The organism is Hwanghaeella grinnelliae (assembly GCF_004005845.1).
Lineage (GTDB): Bacteria > Pseudomonadota > Alphaproteobacteria > UBA8366 > Aestuariispiraceae > Hwanghaeella > Hwanghaeella grinnelliae.
The window spans coordinates 618,642-639,756 of the sequence record NZ_SADE01000001.1 but is presented as its reverse complement, the minus strand read 5'-3'; the positions used below and the strand labels follow the sequence as shown (position 1 = coordinate 639,756).

Annotated in this window: 15 protein-coding genes; 4 read left to right on the top strand and 11 right to left on the bottom strand. The window is 59.0% G+C overall.

What is annotated here, in order from left to right; translation table 11 throughout:
* Positions 1-11: 11 nt before the first annotated feature.
* From EOI86_RS02835 to EOI86_RS02805, 7 genes are all read right to left on the bottom strand, one after another.
* On the bottom strand, positions 12-2,255 hold the full coding sequence (locus EOI86_RS02835) for a DUF3604 domain-containing protein (RefSeq protein WP_127763620.1): 2,244 nt from the start codon (positions 2,253-2,255) through the stop codon (positions 12-14).
* Positions 2,256-2,382: 127 nt separating this feature from the next.
* A complete protein-coding gene (locus tag EOI86_RS02830; protein ID WP_127763619.1) occupies positions 2,383-3,015 on the bottom strand; it encodes a hypothetical protein in 633 nt (210 codons plus the stop codon).
* Positions 3,016-3,052: 37 nt separating this feature from the next.
* A complete protein-coding gene (locus EOI86_RS02825) occupies positions 3,053-3,853 on the bottom strand; it encodes an ABC transporter ATP-binding protein (protein ID WP_127763618.1) in 801 nt (266 codons plus the stop codon).
* A 26-nt stretch (positions 3,854-3,879) separates the two neighbouring features.
* A complete protein-coding gene (locus EOI86_RS02820) occupies positions 3,880-4,635 on the bottom strand; it encodes an ABC transporter ATP-binding protein (protein WP_127763617.1) in 756 nt (251 codons plus the stop codon).
* A gap of 12 nt (positions 4,636-4,647) precedes the next feature.
* The gene (locus tag EOI86_RS02815) at positions 4,648-5,796 is read right to left on the bottom strand and encodes a branched-chain amino acid ABC transporter permease (protein WP_240035558.1); all 1,149 of its coding nucleotides are present in this window, start codon (positions 5,794-5,796) and stop codon (positions 4,648-4,650) included.
* 3 nt (positions 5,797-5,799) lie between these two features.
* Positions 5,800-6,828 (bottom strand): branched-chain amino acid ABC transporter permease, encoded by a 1,029-nt coding sequence (locus tag EOI86_RS02810; protein ID WP_127763616.1) that lies wholly within the window; start codon positions 6,826-6,828, stop codon positions 5,800-5,802.
* A gap of 75 nt (positions 6,829-6,903) precedes the next feature.
* Positions 6,904-8,244 (bottom strand): substrate-binding protein, encoded by a 1,341-nt coding sequence (locus tag EOI86_RS02805; protein WP_127763615.1) that lies wholly within the window; start codon positions 8,242-8,244, stop codon positions 6,904-6,906.
* A 247-nt stretch (positions 8,245-8,491) separates the two neighbouring features.
* Between EOI86_RS02805 and EOI86_RS02800 the strand changes: the two genes are divergently transcribed.
* From EOI86_RS02800 to EOI86_RS02785, 4 genes are all read left to right on the top strand, one after another.
* Entirely contained in the window at positions 8,492-9,886 is a 1,395-nt protein-coding gene (locus EOI86_RS02800) for a helix-turn-helix domain-containing protein (protein WP_127763614.1), read from the top strand.
* Positions 9,887-10,008: 122 nt separating this feature from the next.
* Complete coding sequence (locus tag EOI86_RS02795) at positions 10,009-10,386, top strand: response regulator transcription factor (protein ID WP_127763613.1); 378 nt, start codon at positions 10,009-10,011, stop codon at positions 10,384-10,386.
* A 15-nt stretch (positions 10,387-10,401) separates the two neighbouring features.
* Positions 10,402-10,668 (top strand): hypothetical protein, encoded by a 267-nt coding sequence (locus EOI86_RS02790; protein WP_127763612.1) that lies wholly within the window; start codon positions 10,402-10,404, stop codon positions 10,666-10,668.
* Entirely contained in the window at positions 10,668-13,334 is a 2,667-nt protein-coding gene (locus EOI86_RS02785) for an ATP-binding protein (protein ID WP_127763611.1), read from the top strand. The genes EOI86_RS02790 and EOI86_RS02785 overlap by 1 nt, the downstream gene beginning before the upstream one ends.
* A 54-nt stretch (positions 13,335-13,388) precedes the next feature.
* Here EOI86_RS02785 and EOI86_RS02780 read toward each other — a convergent pair whose 3' ends face one another.
* The 4 genes from EOI86_RS02780 to EOI86_RS02765 form a co-directional block, all read right to left on the bottom strand.
* Positions 13,389-13,676, bottom strand: a complete 288-nt coding sequence (locus EOI86_RS02780; protein ID WP_127763610.1) for a ferritin family protein — start codon at positions 13,674-13,676, stop codon at positions 13,389-13,391.
* Positions 13,677-13,818: 142 nt separating this feature from the next.
* Positions 13,819-18,219 (bottom strand): translocation/assembly module TamB domain-containing protein, encoded by a 4,401-nt coding sequence (locus tag EOI86_RS02775; protein ID WP_127763609.1) that lies wholly within the window; start codon positions 18,217-18,219, stop codon positions 13,819-13,821.
* The gene (locus EOI86_RS02770) at positions 18,220-20,070 is read right to left on the bottom strand and encodes an autotransporter assembly complex protein TamA (protein ID WP_127763608.1); all 1,851 of its coding nucleotides are present in this window, start codon (positions 20,068-20,070) and stop codon (positions 18,220-18,222) included.
* A gap of 250 nt (positions 20,071-20,320) precedes the next feature.
* Complete coding sequence (locus EOI86_RS02765) at positions 20,321-21,064, bottom strand: acetoacetate decarboxylase (RefSeq protein WP_127763607.1); 744 nt, start codon at positions 21,062-21,064, stop codon at positions 20,321-20,323.
* Between the last annotated feature and the right edge of the window lie 51 nt (positions 21,065-21,115).

Below are 21,115 nucleotides of genomic sequence, written 5' to 3'. Positions count from 1 at the left end.
CGGGACGGTTCTTACCGGAAAATGTAGACCGGGCTCGACCACGTGAAATGTCCGTCTTCGTGCGTGACGCGTACATAGAGTGCGTTGTCCCGGTCGTCTTTCAGCTCGATACGGCGTTCGATCACGGCTGAACAATGCGGGTTTTCGTCAGGCATCCGGAAGATACGGATACGGCGGTCGATCCCGCCATTGGCGAAAATCATTTCGTCCCGCCCGATATCCGCGACAGCGATTTCCTGCTTCACGAGGTCCGTATCGATCTTGAGCATACCGGATGTGGGATCGGTCAATACCGCATCGAAACCGCCGAAGCCGCCGGTCGTGAGCGCCGTCCATTCCAACCGACCCGGGCCGGTTTGGTCGAAACGCTTGTCGAGATTGTAACGGTTGATCGGCGAGAGGGCATCGAAAGTATTCCCAGTCAGCTCCGCGAAGCCGTCCCAGATCGTCTCCCGCCCACGCCCCCGGTATTCGGACCCTTCCCAAAGGACCCGGATGCGCCGCCCCAGGTCAGCCTCGGCATAGGGCCGGAAAATCTCTACCGTTTCCAAACCGTTTCGAATGTCGATCCGCTCGATCGGTGACGCGCCATGCACATCGATGCGGAAAGTAACCTCCCGGTCCGATGATCGCAGTATGTCGCCCATCATGGCGCTGGTTACCGAATGCTGCGGCGTATCGCCCAAATCCGGATTGTCTTCATAAAGGGTCGCTTCGGATTCGAAATCGACCCGCGTATCCAGAATTACCCGGCTTCCGGTGGTGCCGTAGTGGTGCCGTCGTTTCAGGCCATCCATGATCCCGGCCCGCGTGAAGCTGGGCGCCAGAACACAGGTCAAACCGCCATAGGCGCCGAATTTCGTCGCCCCCGGATGGGACGCACCCGGTCGCCCCTTATGGCCGTCTGAGTTGGACATGATCCCAACGCGATAGCCTTGCTCCAGCGCATCGTCCATCAGCCATTCGAAAGTACCCCAGGCGGAATGGACCTCCACCGACCGTTCGAACCGCTCGTCATGGGCAATTTTGATATCCGCGTATCGTCCGCCGATATGGGCGAAGACGGTGCAATCTTCCCCCTTCAATGCATCGAACAGGTCGGCGGCGGAAGTAGCGTCCGTCTCCACATCCGACAGGTCATCAACAAGCGCATGGGACGACCGGTGAATCTGCCGGCCTTCCTGCATATGCAGGACGTTGCGGTCGCCGCCCAGCCCCGTATTCCCAGACCATTCCCAGCCTGGGAAAACGATGAACCGATCATCCTCGGTAAACTCCTTGGACAACTCGTTCAGCCATTGCCAAAAGGGTTCCGTGATCTGGAAATCATTGCCTTGATGGACGCAGATATCCAGGAAAGCCTTGTCGCGGGCGAATTCATAGAAGTCGCGCGCCGAATTCGTACCGATGGTCTCTTCCGACTGGCCGTGAAGGTCCCCCCAATAGGGCAACAAACCCGCGTCGCCGGTGAACCGGCAGGGATTGCTGGTGGCGTGGACAGCCCCCTCCGTATCCAGCAGCTCCACCGTCAAATCGCCGCTTTCCGAAACCCGCAGCCCTTCGAGGATGTGGCCGAACTTACCCAACTCGAACGTCACCTCCGCCGGCAAACCGTCGACCGGCATATTGGCGCACAGGCGGAAGTTCCCTTCGCACAGATCGGATGGATTGCCCCAACGGTCTTCGCCCTTCAGGCACAGCCGGAAGGGGTCGTTCGTACGCCGCAATGTCGGCAGGATCGCCTTATAGCGCGACGGCGGGCCCGGAACGATCTCAATGATCGGCTGTTCGGGCAATTCCACATAATTGTAGGTCGCGATGGCATCTACCAGCACCCGGAATTCGAAGGTTTCTTCGCAGAAGGTCTGAAGCCGGATACCGGGACTGCCCTGGCGGCGGTCGCCGAAGCGGATGATGATTTGGTCGCCTTCGCGCAGAAACCCCCGCACCACTTTGATATAGAGCGTCTTGTCCCAGGGCCGGATGTTCCGCTTCATGTCGTATTCGACATGCAGGATCGCCCCGTTCGTCGCTTCCACCGTCGTGTAATTGGGGGCGGCAGGGTCATCGAATTGCGGACGCCCCATATCGGATGCGAACCGGTGGACGACCTTGATCGACCCAGTATCGTCAATCCCGAAATAGCCTGCCGTATAGGTGACCGTGAATTCCTGGAACGATCCCGCTTCGAACCGCCCGGCGGGGGTTACGGTAGCGCTTCCCATCCGTTCGGGCATATATGTTGAATGCGGCATCCGATCCTCCCCGGCTTTATGTGCGACACTTATTTTTGAAGGCGGTCGGTGACGGACCGGCCAAGCGCATTTTCACACGAAAGGTTGGGAAGGACACCCAAAAATCAGGGGACTGCCGGGTAGGAAGCTAGCGGGATCGACCCGAACGCATCGCCGAGATTTCGGCCAAGGCGTCGTCGCGCGACGAATGGATCGTTGGATCGTCGGCCGCAGCCCGCGCCCAAGGATCGTTGTCGGACACGTCGACATAGCGGACGGTTCCCAGCGAGAATGAGACATTGATCTTCTTCGCGCGATGGGCGAAAGCGATCCAGGCTTCCGGCCAGATGCGACAGGCGTAGTTCACGACGAAGAACCAATCGGTCCCCGTATCCTCGATGATCTGGTCGACCGTATCGAAGAACTCGTTGACCATCTCAGGGCTGGAAAATTGAATGCCGCTCAGGTCCAGATCGATCAATCTGTCGTCGTAATTCAACTTCACGCGCTTGGCATGTTCGGACGGTGTCGGCTTGGCCCTGGTTGCCGCGTCCTTGTCAGCGTAAAGCACATCGCCCAGATGGCGAACGCTCGCCTCGAGCCGGGCGCATCCGCGCAAGGCTTTTTCAGCGAAACGGACCCTCTCTTCCTCTGCCAGTTCCGGATAATCCCGAAGGATCTCCAGCGCGCCGCGCATCGCGGTCAACGGCGCAACGAAGTCTTCTTCAAGCTTCGTGTTGAGCGCGATTGTTTCGCGGCGCGGCGGCTGTTTATCATTCATCCGCGGGCACTCCGTGCCTGGCTAGATCATGACCAGGTCAGATCGCCAAATATTGCTGCCGAAGGTCGGCGTTATCCAGGACCTCCTGCGCCTTACCGTCGAACACGACCTGCCCCATGTCCAGAATGATGGCTCGGTCTGCGAGATGCAGCGCCGCGATCGCATTCTGTTCCACAATGATTGTGGTCATGCCGAGATTCTTGATCTGCTCCAAAGTCCGTTCGATTTCCTGGACAATGACAGGGGCCAACCCTTCATAGGGTTCATCCAGCAGAAGCAGTTTGACGTCACGGGCCAAGGTGCGGCCGATGGCGAGCATCTGCTGCTCCCCACCAGACAGGGTCGTGCCCTCCTGCATGCGTCGTTCGCCCAAACGCGGGAACAGCTCGTAGATCCGTTCGATCGACCAACCGATCGGCGGTGCGATCTGCGCCAGCTTCAGGTTTTCCTCGACGGTAAGCCCCTGAATGATTCGGCGATCTTCCGGCACCAGGCCGATGCCGATCTGCGCCGCTTGATGCGCGCGCATTTCATGCAGTGGTTTATGGTCCAGCCAGATTTCACCATGCTTCAAGGCAGGGTCGTCGACCCGGGCAATGGCCCGAAGCGTAGAAGTCTTCCCCGCCCCGTTCCGGCCCAAAAGCGCCACAATTTCACCTTCGCGGATATCGAAGCTGACCCCTTGGACAATATAGCTCTCACCATAATAGGCGTGAATGTCCCAGCAGGAAAAATAGGCCGCCTGCCCACCTTGAGAATAAACCGGCTTCTTGCTGGGCGCGCGTCCCGTATACGCCTCTTCATTGATGAGGCTGCGGGGTTTCGATTCTGTTTCCATTTTCGTCTCCACCTATCTAAGCGCGCTTAAAGATGAGCGCCGCCCAGATATGCTTCCTGCACCCTGGGATCGCCTTTGATGTTTTCCGGCAAGTCTTCAACGATGACGGTGCCCTGCGCCAGGACGCTGATTTTGTCGGCCAGCGAGAACACGACATGCATGTCGTGCTCGATAACCACCATGGTAACGCCGCGTTCCGCAATCCGTTTCATCAGATCGATGGTATTGTTTGTATCGGCCCGCGCCATACCAGCCGTCGGTTCATCCAACAGGAGCAGCTTCGGTTGTTGGACCAGGCACATGGCAAGTTCCAGGCGCCGTTTGTCGCCACGCGACAACTGCCCTGCAATGTCCGCCGATTTGGCCTCCAGGCCCACATCGGCCAGCATATCCATTGCCATGTCCCGCAAGTCGGATTCACTCGACACCGACATCCAGGCATTCATCGTGAATGACCCATCCCGCTTGGCGAATGCCGGGATCATGACATTCTCAAGCAGGGAAAGATTGCCGAAAATTTCCGGCGTCTGGAAAACCCGGCTGACGCCAAGCTGATTGATCTGATGCGGTTGAATACCCAGCAGAGAACTGCCGTCGAACATCACGGATCCGGTGTCCGGTTCCAGTCGGCCGACGAAGCAGTTGAGCAAGGTCGACTTCCCGGCGCCGTTCGGTCCGATGATGGCGTGAACCGTTCCCGCGTCGATTTGAAGGTTGACGTTGTCCAACGCTTTGAGACCGCCAAAGCGCTTGTTTACGTTTTCGACCGATAGAATAGCCATAACGCCCTCCCCCTATTCCGCGGCCGCGGGCGTAGCCGCCCCGTCGCTTCCGCCACCTGTGCGGTTCGTCACCAAGGTCTTGATCCGGTTGAAGCCTTCCATCAGCCCGCCAGGCAGGAAGATGACGATGAGCATGAACAACGCCCCCAGCGTCAGATGCCACCCTTCACCGACAAACAGACCGGAAACACTCACCATGATGTGCTGCAACGTTTCCGGCAGGAAGTCATAGATGCCCATCAGGATGCCTTCGTTGAAGGCCGAGAAGATATTCTCGAAATACTTGATGGCACCTGCCCCGATAACCGGCCCCAACAGGGTCCCAGCCCCGCCCAAGATGGTCATCAGAACCACTTCACCGGATGCGGTCCACTGCATGCGCTCTGCCCCGGCAAGCGGGTCGGTGACGGCCATGAGGCCGCCGGCCAGACCGGCATACATGCCGGAGATAACGAAAGCCGCCAGCGTGTAGGGTCGCGTATTGAAGCCGGTATAGTTCATCCGGTTCTGGTTCGACTTGATCGCGCGCAGCATCATGCCGAACGGGGACCGGAATATCCGCATGGCAATGAAGAAGCAGATGATCAGGACAATGCCGCAGAAGTAGAACCCCGGATACCCCGTCATATCCAATCCGAAGAAGTCGGATGACGGCAGCACCGCGCCGTAATCGCGCCCGAACATGACGTCGAGGACGCGCGGGTCGGCTTGGTTCAATTGCAGCCCCGTTTCACCGTTCGTGATCGGCGTCAGCACCGAATAAGCCAGATTATAGCTCATCTGCGCGAAGGCCAGCGTCAGGATCGAGAAGTAGATCCCCGACCGCCGTAGCGAAATGAAACCGATCAACGCTGCGAACAGTCCGCCCATGACGGTCGCGAAGACAATCGCGGGGATCGGGTTCATGCTGAGCAGTTTAAACGTCCAGACCGCGGTATAGGATCCCATGCCCAGGAACGCCGCATGACCGAAGGACAGATAACCCGTCAAGCCGAACAGGATGTTGAATCCCAATGCGAAGATTCCGAATATCGCGAACTTTTGCAGCAAGTCGGGATATCCGGCGCCGAACGGCTCCAGAATAATCGGCCCCGTAAGCACGGCGACGGAGAAGCAGAGAAAAAGAAGGATGTCCTTCTTGTCCATTGAGAACATTTTCATGACTTAGTGCTCCATCACGCCTTTTCGACCCATCAAACCGCGCGGACGCACCAACAGGATGACGACGGCGATGAGATAGATAATGATCTGGTCGATGCCCGGAAGGATGTCCTTCACTTCGTTCATGGACGCGAAGCTTTGCAGAATCCCGAGCAGGAAGCCTGCGGAGACCGCGCCGGTCAGCGAGCCCATGCCGCCGACAACGACAACCACGAAACTGAGCACCAGGAAGTCCATGCCCATGTGATAGTCAGGGCTTAGGATCGGCGTATACATGGCGCCGGCAAGTCCGGCGACGATCGCGGCAATTCCGAAAACGATGGTAAATCGCCGGTCAATATCGATACCGAGCAACCCGACCGTCTCGCGGTCGGCCATGCCGGCCCTGACGACCATGCCGAAGGTCGTGAACTGTAGGAATGCGAAGACGGCGCCAATGACGACGGCGGAGAACACGAAATAGATCAGCCGCCACGCCGGATAGACAACGTTGCCTGCATCGATCCCCACCATGATACCGAAATCAATCATCCCGCTGGCGGCTTCCGGCGCCGGCTGCGGAATAGGGTTGGCCCCGAACTGTGCCTTGACGATTTCCTGCAATACGATCGCCAGCCCGAAGGTCACCAGGATCTGATCCGCGTGCGCCCGCTTATAGAAAAAGCGCACCAGGCCACGTTCCATCGCGATGCCGATCAAAAGCATTACCGGTATGGCGATCAGGATGGAGACCGGAACGGAATAGTCCAAAATCGTAGCCCCGAAATCGCCGAACCAGACTTCCACGAATGGGGTCCGAATTTCCATCGGCGTGCCCCAGGCGGTGAGTTGGTTCGGGTCTTCCACGACCCTTTCGAGACTCAGGACGGCTTTCACCGAAACGGCACAAAAAGCACCCAGCATGAACAAGGCGCCATGCGCGAAGTTCACCACGCCGAGCGTGCCGAAGATGATCGTAAGACCCAGGGCAATGAGGGCGTAGGCGCCGCCTTTGTCCAGGCCGTTCAAAATTTGCAGCAGGATCGCGTCCATGGGTTAAGACCTCCCCAGGAAAGGATGGCCGCCCCCAAGGCAGTGGGGACGACCATCGTCAACAAGGCGGAAAGTTTAGGCGCCGTTGTTATACGGGCCCAATTCACCACCCAGCATGTCGGCCGGATACTCGACCTGAGCACGCGGCGTAACTTCGACGACTTCGAGAACGTCGAACTTGGAGCTCGGGTTTTCTTTACCCTTCACGACCAAGACATCCTTGAAGCACTGGTGGTCGGCCGCACGATATTCGGTCGGACCGTTGCCCAGGCCGTCGAATTCGAAGCCTTCCAGGGCCGCACCCACGCCGGACGGCATAAAGGTGCCCGCACGCTGGCACGCATCGGCATACAGGATCGCCTGGCTATAGCAGGTGTGCGCAGCCTGGCTGGGCGGGAAGCCGTATTTCTGACCGAAGGACTTCACGAAGGCTTTGGAGCCCTCATCCTGCAGCGACCAGTGCCAGTTGGTGGACCCGAAGATGCCTTTGACGTTTTCGCCCGCACCCTGAGCCATCAGGCGGCTATAGAGCGGAACGACGATCGCGAAGTCTTTCCCATTGACCTGCTTGTCGCGCAGACCGAACTGAACGGCCTGAGTCAACGAGTTGACCATGTCACGGCCGTAATGGTTCAAGACCAGCACGTCGGCGCCGGAGTTAAGAACCGGCGTGATGTACTGCGAGAAGTCACCGGCGCCAAGCGGCGTGCGAACCGCGGCAGCGGTCTTCCAGCCAAGAGCTTCGGTATACTTCTTGATCGAACCTTCCTGCGACCAACCCCAGGTGTAATCGGCGGTCAGGTGATAGGCCACGCGATCAGAACCGTAGTTGTTCTTCAGCACCGGCGCGAGTGCAGCACCCGACATTTCGGTGTTGAAGAAGTGACGGAAACCGTTGGCGCGCTTGTCTTTACCGGTCGTGTCGTTGGAGTGGGTCAGACCGGCCATGAAGATGACGCCGGCGTCCTGGCACAGGCCCTGGACAGCGATCGCAACACCGGAGGACGAACCGCCGGTGATCATGATGGCGCCGTCCTTTTCAATCATCCGCTTCGCGCTGGCGCGGGCGGCGTCGGATTTGGTCTGCGTATCACCGGTAACGAACACGACCTTCTTGCCATTGACGCCGTTTCCTTGCAGCGCCTTCGACGAGAACGTGTTCAGCATGCCGCCATCGCCTTCACCGTTGATGTGTTCAACGGCCAATTCGTAAGCGCGTAATTCGTCCGCGCCTTCATCGGCATAGGCGCCGGTCTGCGGAACGTTGAAACCGAACGTGACGGTGCTGCCTTTCGGCTCATTCAAATATCCGGCTGACCAAGCACTGCTGGTGAACATGGTCGGCAGAGCCAACCCTGCGCCAGCGGCTGCCGTACTTTTCAGCAGCCCACGGCGGTTAATTTCAAATTTGCTCATCTAAAGGATCTCCCTTTGTGCGTTTCCCCGTACTTCTTGCCGAAGACGGGATCCGTTCTTAGCGGTCCGCATCCGGCTCGGGTGCTCAACCACCCGCCCGCACACTGCGCCCGCTATGTAAAATTTACAATAAATAGTTGACCTATAACGATTTTTTTGTAAATTATTTATTGTGCAACCGCACAAATCTGTAAATCATTGACTGTGCAATTCGGATAAACCCATATCAAATAAGGAAAACCTGAAGATGGTCGATACCATCGTCGGCACACGAATTCGGCAGCGTCGACGTGAAATCGGGATCACGCAGGCAGAATTGGCGCGCCGCATCGGCATTTCCGCCTCCTATCTGAACCTGATCGAGTGGAACAAACGCCCCATCGCAGGGACGCTGCTGCGCAATATCGCGGAACGCTTGAACCTCGCTATCGAGGATTTGGACGGCGCGTCCGAACACCGGTTGCACGAGACCTTGGTGGAAATCGCCCACCTGCCGTCACTGCAGGGCATGAATATCGAAAGCCACCGGACAAGCGAATTGATCGGGCGCTTCCCCGGCTGGGCCAGGTCGATGGCGGCCCTGGCCCGATCGGAACACGAAGCGTCGGCCCGCGCCCAAACGCTCTCTGAACGTCTGTCCAACGATCCATTCCTGAACGAAGCTGTCCACCGGATGCTGACCCGGATTGCGTCCATCCGGTCCGCCGCGGAAATCTTGACCGACTACCCGGACGCCCCCGAAGAACGGAAAGAACGGTTTCATCACATTATCTCCGAGGAAAGTCGGGTCCTGTCGGATATCGGGGAAGCCTTGGCTGTCTACCTGGACAAGGCGGAGGAGGAGAACCGAATCCTGACGCCGATCGACGAGGTGGAAGCCTTGTTCACGGCGCGCGAAAACCACTTCGCGGAGCTTGAGGAGTTTGCCGAAAAACTCGCGCCGCATTTGACCAGCCCCCACCCCGTGTCCCGGCACGCCAAGGCATTGGAATTGACCCGCGAGCATTTGAGCGGCCTGATCAAGGACTTGATCGGCAGCCACCGCGAAGTAGAAACCGCCGCCGCCCGGACCCGGGCAACACAGGCCCTTATGGATTACGCGGTCGGCGCCATCCTCATGCCGATGAAGGCATTCCAGGAATATTCCGACGAGTTGCGGTACGACATCGAAGCGCTGTCGGAGGTGTTTTCGACCGGAATCAACGCGGTATGCCACCGGTTGACCGCATTGCCGCGCACCGAAAATGTGCCGCGCTTCGGGTATTTCCGCGCCAACGCAGCCGGCACGATCATCGAAATGCTCGGTCTGCCAGGCCTTGCTATTCCGCGCTACGCCGCCGCCTGTCCGCTATGGGTGCTATATCGCGCACAGCAATCGCCGGAAACGGTCATCCGCCAGCGCGCCTTATTTCCGTCCGGCGCGCGGTTCGTATTTGTTGCCCGTGCCCGAAATACCGGCCCGACAGGATTCGGGAAACCGCGCCATTATGTGACCGACATGCTCGCCACCAGCGAGGCGGATGCCCAACGCACGGTCTATGCCGCGGAGACGAACGCCCCGGTAGAGGAAGTCGGCCCCAGTTGCCGCTTGTGCCCGCGCCGGAACTGCCTTCATCGCGTGGAAGACCCCTTGGCGGCTTAGACGTAAAAGACGTCCGTGGATCGACCCGTAAATATCGTGGATTGCAGCGCGGCCAAAAGTGCCGATAATTAGGGAAGGCCAAAAAAACAAAATAAGGCCGAAGTTCGGGAGGATATTCGGGAATGACAAAGCGGGTCCTGTTGGCGGAGGACGAACCCAACATCGTCGAATCGCTGACATTTCTTCTGGAAAGAGCCGGGTTCGAAGTGGGGGTCGAATCGGATGGACGGCAAGCGCTGGAATCCGTTCTGGCGAATGTGCCCGATGTCCTCATTCTCGATGTCATGCTCCCGGAACTGGACGGCTACGAGATACTTAGGCGTCTTCGCGCCGACCAACGTGCAGAATCCCTGCCTGTGCTGATGCTGACCGCGAAAGGTCAGCGGGAGGACCGTGAAACGGCCCTGGAATGCGGCGCGGACCTTTTCATCACCAAACCCTTTGCCAATGCCGAACTGGTTGCCGCCGTAGAACGGCTTGCCGCACAGGGATCCGCCTGACGGGAACGGAATGCTGTGAGAGATAGGGCCGACCTTCAGCTTTCACGGCGAGAAACACGGGACCGGTCTCTGGTCCTGCTGATTGTCGGCGCGGTGCTGTTAATGCCACCAGTAGCAAGCATCTTCCTACTGGATAGTACCGTCTTCGGGATACCCATCCTGATCTTTTATATTTTTTCGGTGTGGTTTGCGCTGATCATAGGCGCGGCCATTTTGGCGAAGCCGCTGGGTCGGATGGACTACCGCTCGCAATCCGACACGTCGTCGGACCAGGACGGCTGATGCTTTCCACCGACATCCTACTCTTCGCCTGCCTGGGTTATGTCGCCCTTCTTTTTGCCGTCGCCTTCATTGTCGACCGCCGAACCCGAACCAACCCGATGCGGTGGCTTCAGTCACCCGTGGTCTACACCTTGTCGATTTCGGTCTATTGCACGTCGTGGACGTTCTATGGCGCGGTCGGATCGGCGGCGCGAAACGGGTTGGAGTTCATCACGATCTATCTGGGTCCCACCCTGGTTTTCGTTGGATGGTGGTGGCTGCTGAGGAAGCTTGTGCGCATCGGACGCGCGCACCGTGTTACCTCCATCGCCGATTTGATTTCATCGCGTTATGGAAAAAGCCCCAGCCTGGCTGTCTTGGTGACCGTTATCGCCGTGATCGCGACCACCCCCTATATCGCGCTGCAACTTCAGTCCGTGACGCGAAGTTATCAGGTCATCGCGGGCGAGGTGGATGAGATTACCACCGCTTTCTGGGTCGCCGCCGGCATGGCGTTGTTCACCATTCTGTTCGGAACCCGCAACCTGGACGCCAACGAGCGGCATCACGGCGTCGTTTCGGCCATTGCATTGGAAGCGATCGTGAAATTGTTGGCGCTGATCGCTGTTGGCATCTTCGCGGTCTATGGCGTATCCGACGGTTTCGGCGACATCTTCGCCGATGTGCCGCCGGAAGCCATACTGGGACAGGACGGCGTGTTCGGAACGCGTTGGGTTGCGATTACATTTCTGTCTGCCACCGCCGTCATCTGCCTGCCGCGTCAGTTCCAAGTTACCGTGGTGGAAAATATCAAGGAAAGTCATCTGACGACGGCGTCATGGCTGTTTCCGCTATACCTGTTCGGGATGACCCTCTTCATCATGCCGATCGCGATCGTCGGTGCGAAGGTCATGCCCGTGGGAGCGAACCCGGACCTCTACGTCCTGACCATCCCGCTGGCGGAACATCGGCATGAACTAGCATTGTTCGCATTCCTCGGCGGGTTTTCCTCTGCGACCTCCATGGTCATCGTCGCGGCCATCGCGGTTTCCACCATGGTCTCCAACCATATCGTCATGCCGGTCGCCTTGCGGCTGCTGCCGGGAGATCACGCGGTCAGCGGCGATGTCCGGAATCTGTTGCTGGTGTCCCGCCGGTTCAGTATCGCCGCGATCCTTGGGCTTGGATTCCTCTATTTCCGGGGCAGCGGCGGTTCCGACGCGCTCGCTGCCATCGGCCTTATCGCCTTCGTCGGCGTGGCCCAGTTCATGCCCAGTTTGATCGGCGGCATCTTCTGGCGCGGCGCGACGCGGAAAGGAGCGCTTGTCGGCCTGATGATCGGTTTTGCCTTATGGGCCTACACCTTCTTCCTGCCGAGTTTTGGTGGCGATTTGCTGCTATCCGAAGCGACGATCAAAACCGGCCCGTTCGGAATTGAACTGCTCCGTCCCCAAGCCTTGTTCGGTCTGGCGGGCATGGATCCGCTGGTTCATGCGGTCTTTTGGAGTGTCGGGATGAACGCACTCAGTTTCGTGTTGGTTTCCAGCGTGACGCGCCCGAATGCATTGGAGCGGCTGCAAAGCGCCCTCTTCGTCGACGTCTACCGGTCTTCCGGTGGCGGCCCATCCCGCACCACAGTTGGAACCGCAGATTCCGAGGACCTTTTCGTCCTTGCTCAACGCATCCTGGGCACTGAACCCGCCCGCCGCCTGTTCGACGAGATGGCGGCCGGACAAGGGACGGATGCAGGACTGCCGCACGCCACCGACGAGGTGATCGCCCGGTTGGAACGGGAATTGGCCGGCTCTATCGGGGCCGCTTCCGCTCATGCCATGGTGACGCGAATTGCGGGGCAGGAATCTGTCGGCATCACCGAGTTGATCGACATCGCCGACGAAACCCAGGAATTGATCGAAACGTCCCGTCAGTTGGCCGAAAAATCGGCGGAACTGGAACATGCGGCCCAACAACTGCGAAACGCCAACGAAAGACTGAAGGCGCTGGATGCGCAGAAGGACGAATTCCTCAGTCAGGTCAGCCACGAATTGCGGACGCCGATGACGTCCATACGGTCTTTCTCGGACATCCTTGTCAGCAACGAAGACGTCTCGCAGGAAGACCGCGACAGATTCGTTACGATCATTCAGACCGAAAGCCTGCGCCTGACCAGGCTACTGGATGAGTTGTTGGATATGAGCCGTCTGGAAGCCGGGACGGTCAGCCTGGATTTGGAAAAGATCGAGGTGAACGCGGCAGTCGGCGGCGCGATCGATGCGGTCTCCGGCATGACCCGGAACAACGGTGTTGGGGTCAGGGTCGCACCGGTTCCGCAAGGGACACTGATCCGCGCCAATGACGACCGACTGCGTCAGGTGCTGATTAATCTTCTGTCCAACGCCGTCAAGTACAACAGCGCGACGACCCCGACGATCCGCATCGTCTCAACCGTCAAGAACGACAAGATCTGGATCGATATCATCGACAATGGCGGCGGCGTTACGCGCGCTGAATCCTCAATGATTTTCGAGAAGTTCGCCCGCGGGTCCAGGGCCGACCGGGACCAAGGCGCCGGCTTGGGCCTGCCGATCAGTCGAGCGATCATGCGCGCCATGAACGGGGATCTGACGATCGAATTCGCCCGCGACGGAACGAGTTTTTTCCGACTGACGCTAGCGCGCGTCAAATAAAGGTGCGGGCGCCCTAAATCGCGTTCGCGGCGCCCGCACAATACTTAGACGGGCCTAGTGGTGGCCAATATCGCCGTCAGTGAACAGAAACTCTTTCAGGAAACCCTCGAAATCCGAGTTGTTACGGCGGATCCATTCCAGAACCATCGCCGCATGTTCCATTTCTTCGCGCATGTTGTGCAGCAGAATTTCCTTTAGCGCCGGATCGTCACAATCGTCCGAGCGCTGGCGATACCAATCCACGGCCTCCAACTCTTCCATCAACGAGACGATCGCATGATGCAGATGAATGGTATCCTTGGACAGGCGTTCCCGGGGGGCGTGAAGTGAGTCGCTAGCCATTAAGCCGTTCCCTTTCGTAAAGGTGTAAATGCCGATTGGAGTGTGTTGTAAGGCGCACGATACCCGAAAGCCCAACCGCGGTTCAAACCGCAATCGCGCGTCCTTTGTCGCACGCATATTTCCGGCCGCGTTCGAACAGCGGTTAATAGTCCCATTTGAAGTTTACGCCGGCGTTCGAACTGGTCTGGCCGGATTCGGTCGTCACAGAGATATTCGGCGTCACCTCGACTTCAACGGTCACGCTGCTGGATCCTGGCGCAGCCCCTTGTTTGGCGCCGACAAAGACGCCATCGGCCACATAGGTTCCCGCCTTCACCGCGGCAGTATCGCCCGATGTATCCACTTCCAGAACGTCCACGCCCACAAAGTTGCGTATCGTTCCCAGCACATCGACGCCAGATCCCCCGCCCGCCAATTCCGAAGCCGAGGCGGCGAGTTGCGCGGCTTCAAGTGGGCCCAGGCTGGATGCCGTCTTGCCGAACAGTAACCGGCTCAGCACCTCGTCCTCCGGCAATGGAGGTTGCGATTGTAGTGTGATTTCCGGCTTGCTCGCAGGCCCTTCCAACAAGGCAATGACGGTGATCTCGTCACCTTCATGAACGCCGCGAATATCCAGCATGGGATCGATCGTCTCCCCGCCGAAGAATTGGATTTTGGAATCGTCGAGGGTAAAGCCTTTGCCGATGACGTCGATCCGGCCGCGACGTGCGGCGAGCCCGCCGGAGACGATCGGCTGCTTGGCCGTACCCGTAACCTTCACATTGCCTTCCCACTCGGACTCAAGACCACGGCCACGGACGAAGATCTGACCCGGCGCGTCGACGATGATATCCAAAGCAATTTTGGATGGCTCGGCTTCCTCTTTGGACTCGGCTGTAGCCTCGCTTCCGTCCTCTACATCCAATGTTGAAATGCTGGGCGGCAGCGCGACGCCCAAGTCCACTTCCGCCCGGCGGATTACCGCCTTGCCTTCGACAAGCATGCCATCCGCTTGTTGCCGCGTGTTGATGTCCGCATCGACGTCGGCCTTCACGGCGTCACTGTTTACCACGCGAAGCGTGTTTAATTTCGTTGCGATATCAAAGCTGGGTGTGCCGCCGGCGAGACTACCTTGGCCGCTGATGTTGAAGCTGCCGCCGTAGTCGTCCTGACCGCTCAGACTTTCGAGCGCGAAGTTTTCACCGGCGAAGCGCACACGCCCCTGGATGTTCCTGATAAACGTCCCGTACACCAGGTGCTCATAGTCCACATCCCGTAATGCCGCGTCGCCTTCGACCGCGGGATTGGTCAGTGTTCCGCCCAGCCGCGCATCCACAACAAGCAGTCCGGCGACCCGATGTTCCGGCAAAGGCAGATACGGCCATATCTCCCGCAATGGAACTTCAGCCTTTACGATCCCATCCAGCGGACCATCCGAATTCACAGCTGCACCAGGTTCCACGAGGGAAACAGTCACTGGTAATTCTCCGCGAATATCGATCTTGTCCAGGCCCGTCCCGGCCGTCTTCGCCTGCACAAGAACGCGTTCATCCCCAACATCACCGCTGAGCATCACCCCGACACTGACATCCTTATCCAAATCCTTGGTCCGGAGTCCTGTGGCGGAAATGGAGAAACCACCATTGGCGGGACCGTTTTCCTGCCGCAGATCAGCCTTGGCATTGAAAAAGCCCTCAACACCCATTTGGCCTTGAAGTTCCGCCAGCGGTCCAACCGGGATATTCGCGGCATTCAATGACATTGATGCAGCGCCCTCGGAACGCTCGTAACCGGCCGTCAGTGCACCGGACAATATTGCCAAATCCACAGCGGCGGAAAGCGCACCGTCGGGTCCGAAGGAAGCATCGGCCTTACCGGACGCCAATTGTTCCAAACCGTCGTAGCTGAGCCGGAACCCCGTCAGATGAATTTCACCCTGGCCGTCTTGCTGTATTCGCCCCGATACGTGCGTGGCGAGGTCCACCGGCGTCGGGTTGACGCCGGCAACGGTCACATCGCCATCGACCGCCTCACCCGTGCCCTGCAGCACTGCAACGATTTCCGTTAAATGGAAGCCATCACCGACAACATTCTCGATCGCGACGGAAGCGTCTATGTCGCGCAGGGCCAAGGCATCGCCGATATCCGCCGTTACATCCACGCTTCCCACTTTTATAGGCGATGTCGCGGCATCCGTCGTCACGGCGATTTGGTCGGCCGTAATCTTAGCCGTAACCGCCTGACCGCTTCCCTGCTCTGCTGCCGCGAATTCCACATCCAAGTTTGCCCTGCCCGCCAGGGCATTTAGCCCGGCGAGCGCCGTGAAAGGCGCGGCATCAGAAACAACGACCCGGGCCGATCCGTCCGCGGGCAATGCAAAGTTCGGCAGGTTTACCGCAGCCCAAGCACTCCAGCCCTCGCCCGTAACAGAGACACCCGGCACATTCAGGCCGTCCGGCCGGATAGCCGCGCCACCTTCGACTGAGGCATTGAGCCCCATGGCCGCCCCGGCGCCTTGGAAGGTCACGAACGGTGCGTCGTCCCGCCACCGCAACTGCGCCTCCAAGGCCTGCATCTGCATTTCCTTACCCGAGACAGCCGCCGCGAACGGCGTAACCACCGCGTCCAAATCGGGCTGGGTGGTCGGGCCGGCAAAGCGCGCCGCCAGTTCGATTACATCCCCTTGCACGCTCAACCCAATGTCGGCGGGAAGCGCCGATGCGATCGCCTTGGCGTTTACCGACCCGGACAATTCCCCGAAATCGGGAGTAAGGATGACAACACCGGTCACCGCGCCCGCGCGGGCGCGAACGTCGTGCAGCGTAAGGACCAGGCCGTCAGCATCGGACAATAACATGTCGCCCTTTGCACTCGGGGAAGCCCCGACAAGACCCGTGACCTGATCGTCGATGATCGACAAGCCTTTAGCACCAACCTCGAAGACCGTGGAAATCGTACCGTCTTCCGACACGGTCAACCCAGACAGCAGCACCGAGGCCGACCCGGCAATGGGCATGCCCAAAATCGGCTTCAGCCGCGCCAAGTCGACTAGATCCGCTTGAACGGTATCGGCGATCAAAGTTGCCCCATCGACCTTCAGGGCCGTCCGAAGCGTTGCACCGAGGGGATCGACCGTCACCTCAATCCCGTCGGCGGCCTGGAAGGAAGGATCAATCCCGGCCCGTGCGGTGACCGAAACCGTTTCGCCGAGCAGCGATCGCAAGGCATCGTCACTCCACGCAACCTGGTCCGCCGTCACCCCGGCATTGAGGATGATTTCTTGATCGAGCGCGCCGCTGGCGGACAGCGTGCTGTCCAGCGCCCGCACAACATTGCCGAACGCATCGATTTGTTTCGCTGCGATTTGTACATCGGCTTGAATTTTAGGAAGCGCGGCGGAAGCCTGGAAGTCGATTTGTGCCGTTTCAAAGGCGATGGGCAGACCGGCCAACGCCGCAGCCGCCGGATCGAGGGAAATTCTCCCGTCGGCCGACAAATCGGTCGCATCCAACTTCATCCGCGCGGTGGCTGAGACGGAAGCCAGACCTTCCTTGGTGACTTGAACGTCGGAAACGGCCAGGACATCGTCCAGGATAGACAGGTCGGGCACCGCAATTGCGTAACGCCCCGCCAGACCGAGCGGCAGCCCAAATAGATCAGGCGCTTCGAAATCAACCGCGCCATCGAAGGAAACATGAACACCCGCATCAGTGAGGCCCAGCCCGATCTTGCCATTGAGAGCGATGAGCCCCTGCGCCGCCGTCTTCACCTCACCGGCCCAATCGGTCAGCAAGCCGTTGCCAGACACGGAAGCGGAGAGCGGGCGCCGCAAATCCACAGGTAGGTCTAGGACGGCGTAGAGAACGCCGTCTGTCGGTATCTCAGCCGACAGCACCAAGGACAGAACCGGCGCGTCACCCGGCGTCACCGCCGCCTGAAGTGTGACACGGTCTACCGGTTTTCCGTCACGGTTCGCCGCTACGTCCATTTTCGCTTGGATCTCGTCGCTCTCACTTGTGGCCACATTGCCTAAGATCGACGCCTGGTATTGGGCCCCATCCGGCATGGCGATCGCGACCGACGGAAAGTCCAATTGCCGCACGATGACCCGTATCGGAAGGCGCGGGATGGCAAAGGTGCCCGTATCCTCTTCATCCGGCTCAACCGGGGCCACTGTATCCGGCAGAGAAACCGACAGCTGCTCGGCCCCGACAGCCTCCACATCCAATCGGCCGCCAAACAAAGCACTCGGCCGCCAAGCGAAGCGTATGTTCCGGCTGTCCAGCGCAAATCCATCCGGCATCGACATCGAGAGCCGCCCGATCCGAACCTCGGACCACAACGATCCCGACAAATCCTCGATCGAAAATTCGCCGTCGATGATTTCGGAGACCGGTCCTTCGGCAATTTGCAGGACCAAACGCAAACCGGGTCCGGTTGCGGTCAGGAAAAAGACCGCCGCCGTTAGGACAAGCACCACGGCAAGCGGCGGCAAGACCCATCGCTTCCAGGCGCGGCGCCGTCTCGGTGACAACCCAGGCGTCGATTGCGGGGTATCGCTCATCTAGAACGCCTGCCCCAGGCTGACATAGAACTGATAGTCGTCGTCGATATTCTCACGCTTGTCGATCGGCACCGCGATATCCAAGCGGACAGGACCGATGGCCGTATAGTAGCGGAAGCCCAGCCCCGCGCCCCATTGCAGGTCCAACTCGCCGAATTCCGGAAGTTCTTCTTCATACACGTTGCCGCCTTCGAAGAAGGGCACGATGCCGAAGCTTTCCGTGATCCTTGCACGGAATTCCAGGCCGAGTTCGACCACGGACCGACCGCCGATTGGATCGAGGTCCCCATCCAATGGGCCCAGCCGTTGGAACCCAAATGCGCGGACCGAACCGCCGCCGCCGGCGAAGAACAGGTTGGCGGCGGGAACCCTTGCCCGCTCGGCGCCGACGATGGTGCCGACCCGCGTGCGCCCAGCTATCACGTAATCCCCGTCATCATCTACCGACAGGTAGTGGGAGGTATGCAAGCTGGAGCTTAGGAAGCTTTCGTTGAATCCGCCGAAATCGTGGAAAGGGGATACATCGACCTGAATCCGGCTTCCGCGTGTTGGATCGAGAAAGTTATCGGTATTGTCGAATTTGAAGCCTGTTCGAAACCCGACCAGAATCAAATCGTCTTCGCCCGTTTCGTCTGTGTTCTGTGAAATCAATTCCAGTGTCGGCCCGGCGGTAACACTCCAGGATTGCGTCAGTTGTCGTTCCACACCTACAAAGCTGGACGCACGGGTTTCGTCGAAAGCATCGGTCGTGACATCCTTGATCGAACCTTCGGCGACCAGCGACTGATCTGTCCGCCGGAACAACGGTTTCTCGAAACTACCAGTCAGCGCGCGCTCTATGTCAGAGGCTTCCGTCGAAATGCGAAGGTTCTCGCCGTTACCGAACAGGTTCCGGTGTTCCCAAAACGCATGTGCACCAGGCCCCTCTTCCGTCGAATAGGTAGCGCCGAAACCGATGGATCGGTGATCCCTTTCCAAAATGGTGATGGTGATGGGCACCGATAGGACTTCCGAGCCGCCTTGTATGGCGGTATCCGACCGGTCGGGAGCAACGGTGACCGAGTCGAACAAACCCGTCCTGGCGAGTTTGCGCTGATATTCCTCAATCAGTTGGACATTGTAGACCGCGCCGCGAGTCCACGGCACATAGGCCAGGACAAAGTCTTCACTTACATCGCGAAGACCCTCGACACGTATGTTGCCGAACCGGGCGGGCGCACCGGTCCGAACCGTGTAGTGGACAGTCATCGACTTTGTTTCCCGGTCGATCACCGTGCGCCTGTCCGTCACCGCCGCGAAGGGAAAGCTGTACAGCTTGTATTGCCGCGTCAGCAGGCCTTCCGCGTCGATTATGGAATCCGCGGTCGCGGGGGCGCCTGGAACAAGGTTCAGATAGTCGAGCAGGCTGGCGTCTGCCACGGCCCCTTGGGGCACGTCCGACCGAAGGATCGCGACCTCACCCAAACGATAAACCGTTCCCGGCGCTATCTTGAATGCCAAGGTAACCGGCCCGCCTGCCTCGGCGGGGAGGATTTCCGCTTCCACGGTGGCGTCATAATAGCCATGGGAATGCAGCGTATCTGTGAAACGTTCGACATCCTGGTCCGCCCGGCGGCGCAGGCCCGCCTGCGTCGGTGGTGGCGTTTCCTGCAATTGGTAGGACAGGCCCACCTCTCGGATCTGGTCGCCGATCGCAGAGTCGAGCGCATCCAATCCGTCAACGGTTACGGCATAGGACAGCCCCGGTTGCGACTGAGTCCCGCTTTCCTGCGCCTGGGAAGGCCCGTGCAGGCCCATCGCCAGAACAACGACAATGATGGTGGAAATCAGGAAAGACAGGCTATATCTCAAAGCTCTTGCGTCATTGTAGCGGGTCTGGGTGCGAAACGCGCCCCAACCGTTGGGTTACCTGCGGGTCCGCTTGCCGGATCCCCCAAACGTCCCGAAATCGCCCCAGTTATACATAAGGACATAGGGCCTTACACGCCGATTCAACATCGGTCATATCAAACGAATGTCCAGCCGAACGCGCGAAATACATGACAAAAAAGGCTGCGCCGAAAGCCGACGCAGCCTTTCACAAGATCAAACCGCGGAATCGTCAGGCCAGATAGTCGTAAAGGACACGGCCGTAAGGAAGCGTCAGGTCGGCCACAAAATGTCGGCCACCAACCACTTTGCGCACGGGTAGATCCGCCACCGGCGCATTGACATGCGGAATGAGGTGCAGGCGCGCATCACCCGTCCAGCTTCCCTTCACCGACACTTCTGTGAGATTGTAGGCGATGAGCTGGCAGATCGCGGGTTCGCCATCCGGACCGGGGATAAGCTTCAGATTGCACTGGGTCTTGCCAAGTGCCTGGATCGTCTTTTCAGGCGTGCGGGCCAGACTTTCATGCTTATAGGCCATAGTCCCCGTGGCAACGCGCTGCCCGGCATAATCCAGGGTTCCGGTCAGGGTGTCTTCGACGACTTCCATCTTCGGATGCGCCCATTTTTTTGGGAAACCCCAAATCTCGCGTCCGGCGGCAATTGGCGGGTCGTCGTCCAGATACATCTGAGCGGTGAAATTGATCGGTTCGCCCTGATATCTGCACGGGATGACGATGCCGGATTCGGTATAGTCGCCGAAGCCCGAACTGTCGGGCATTTTGATCCACTCGTAGAAGACCAGATTGCCTTCCTCCGGCTCCAGCGGTTCCGGCACCGCGTGCCGCACGGCTTCCGGGTCGCTTTCATAGACGATGATCATGTATTCGCGGTTTACGAAACGGTACGGTCCTTTGGGATAACTCGGACCGGCAATCGGCATAGACGGTTTTTTCAGAATTTCGTCACGGTTCACGGCAGTGCCCTCCGGTTTCTTGGCCGTTGATCCTGTATCTTGCGTTCGGTC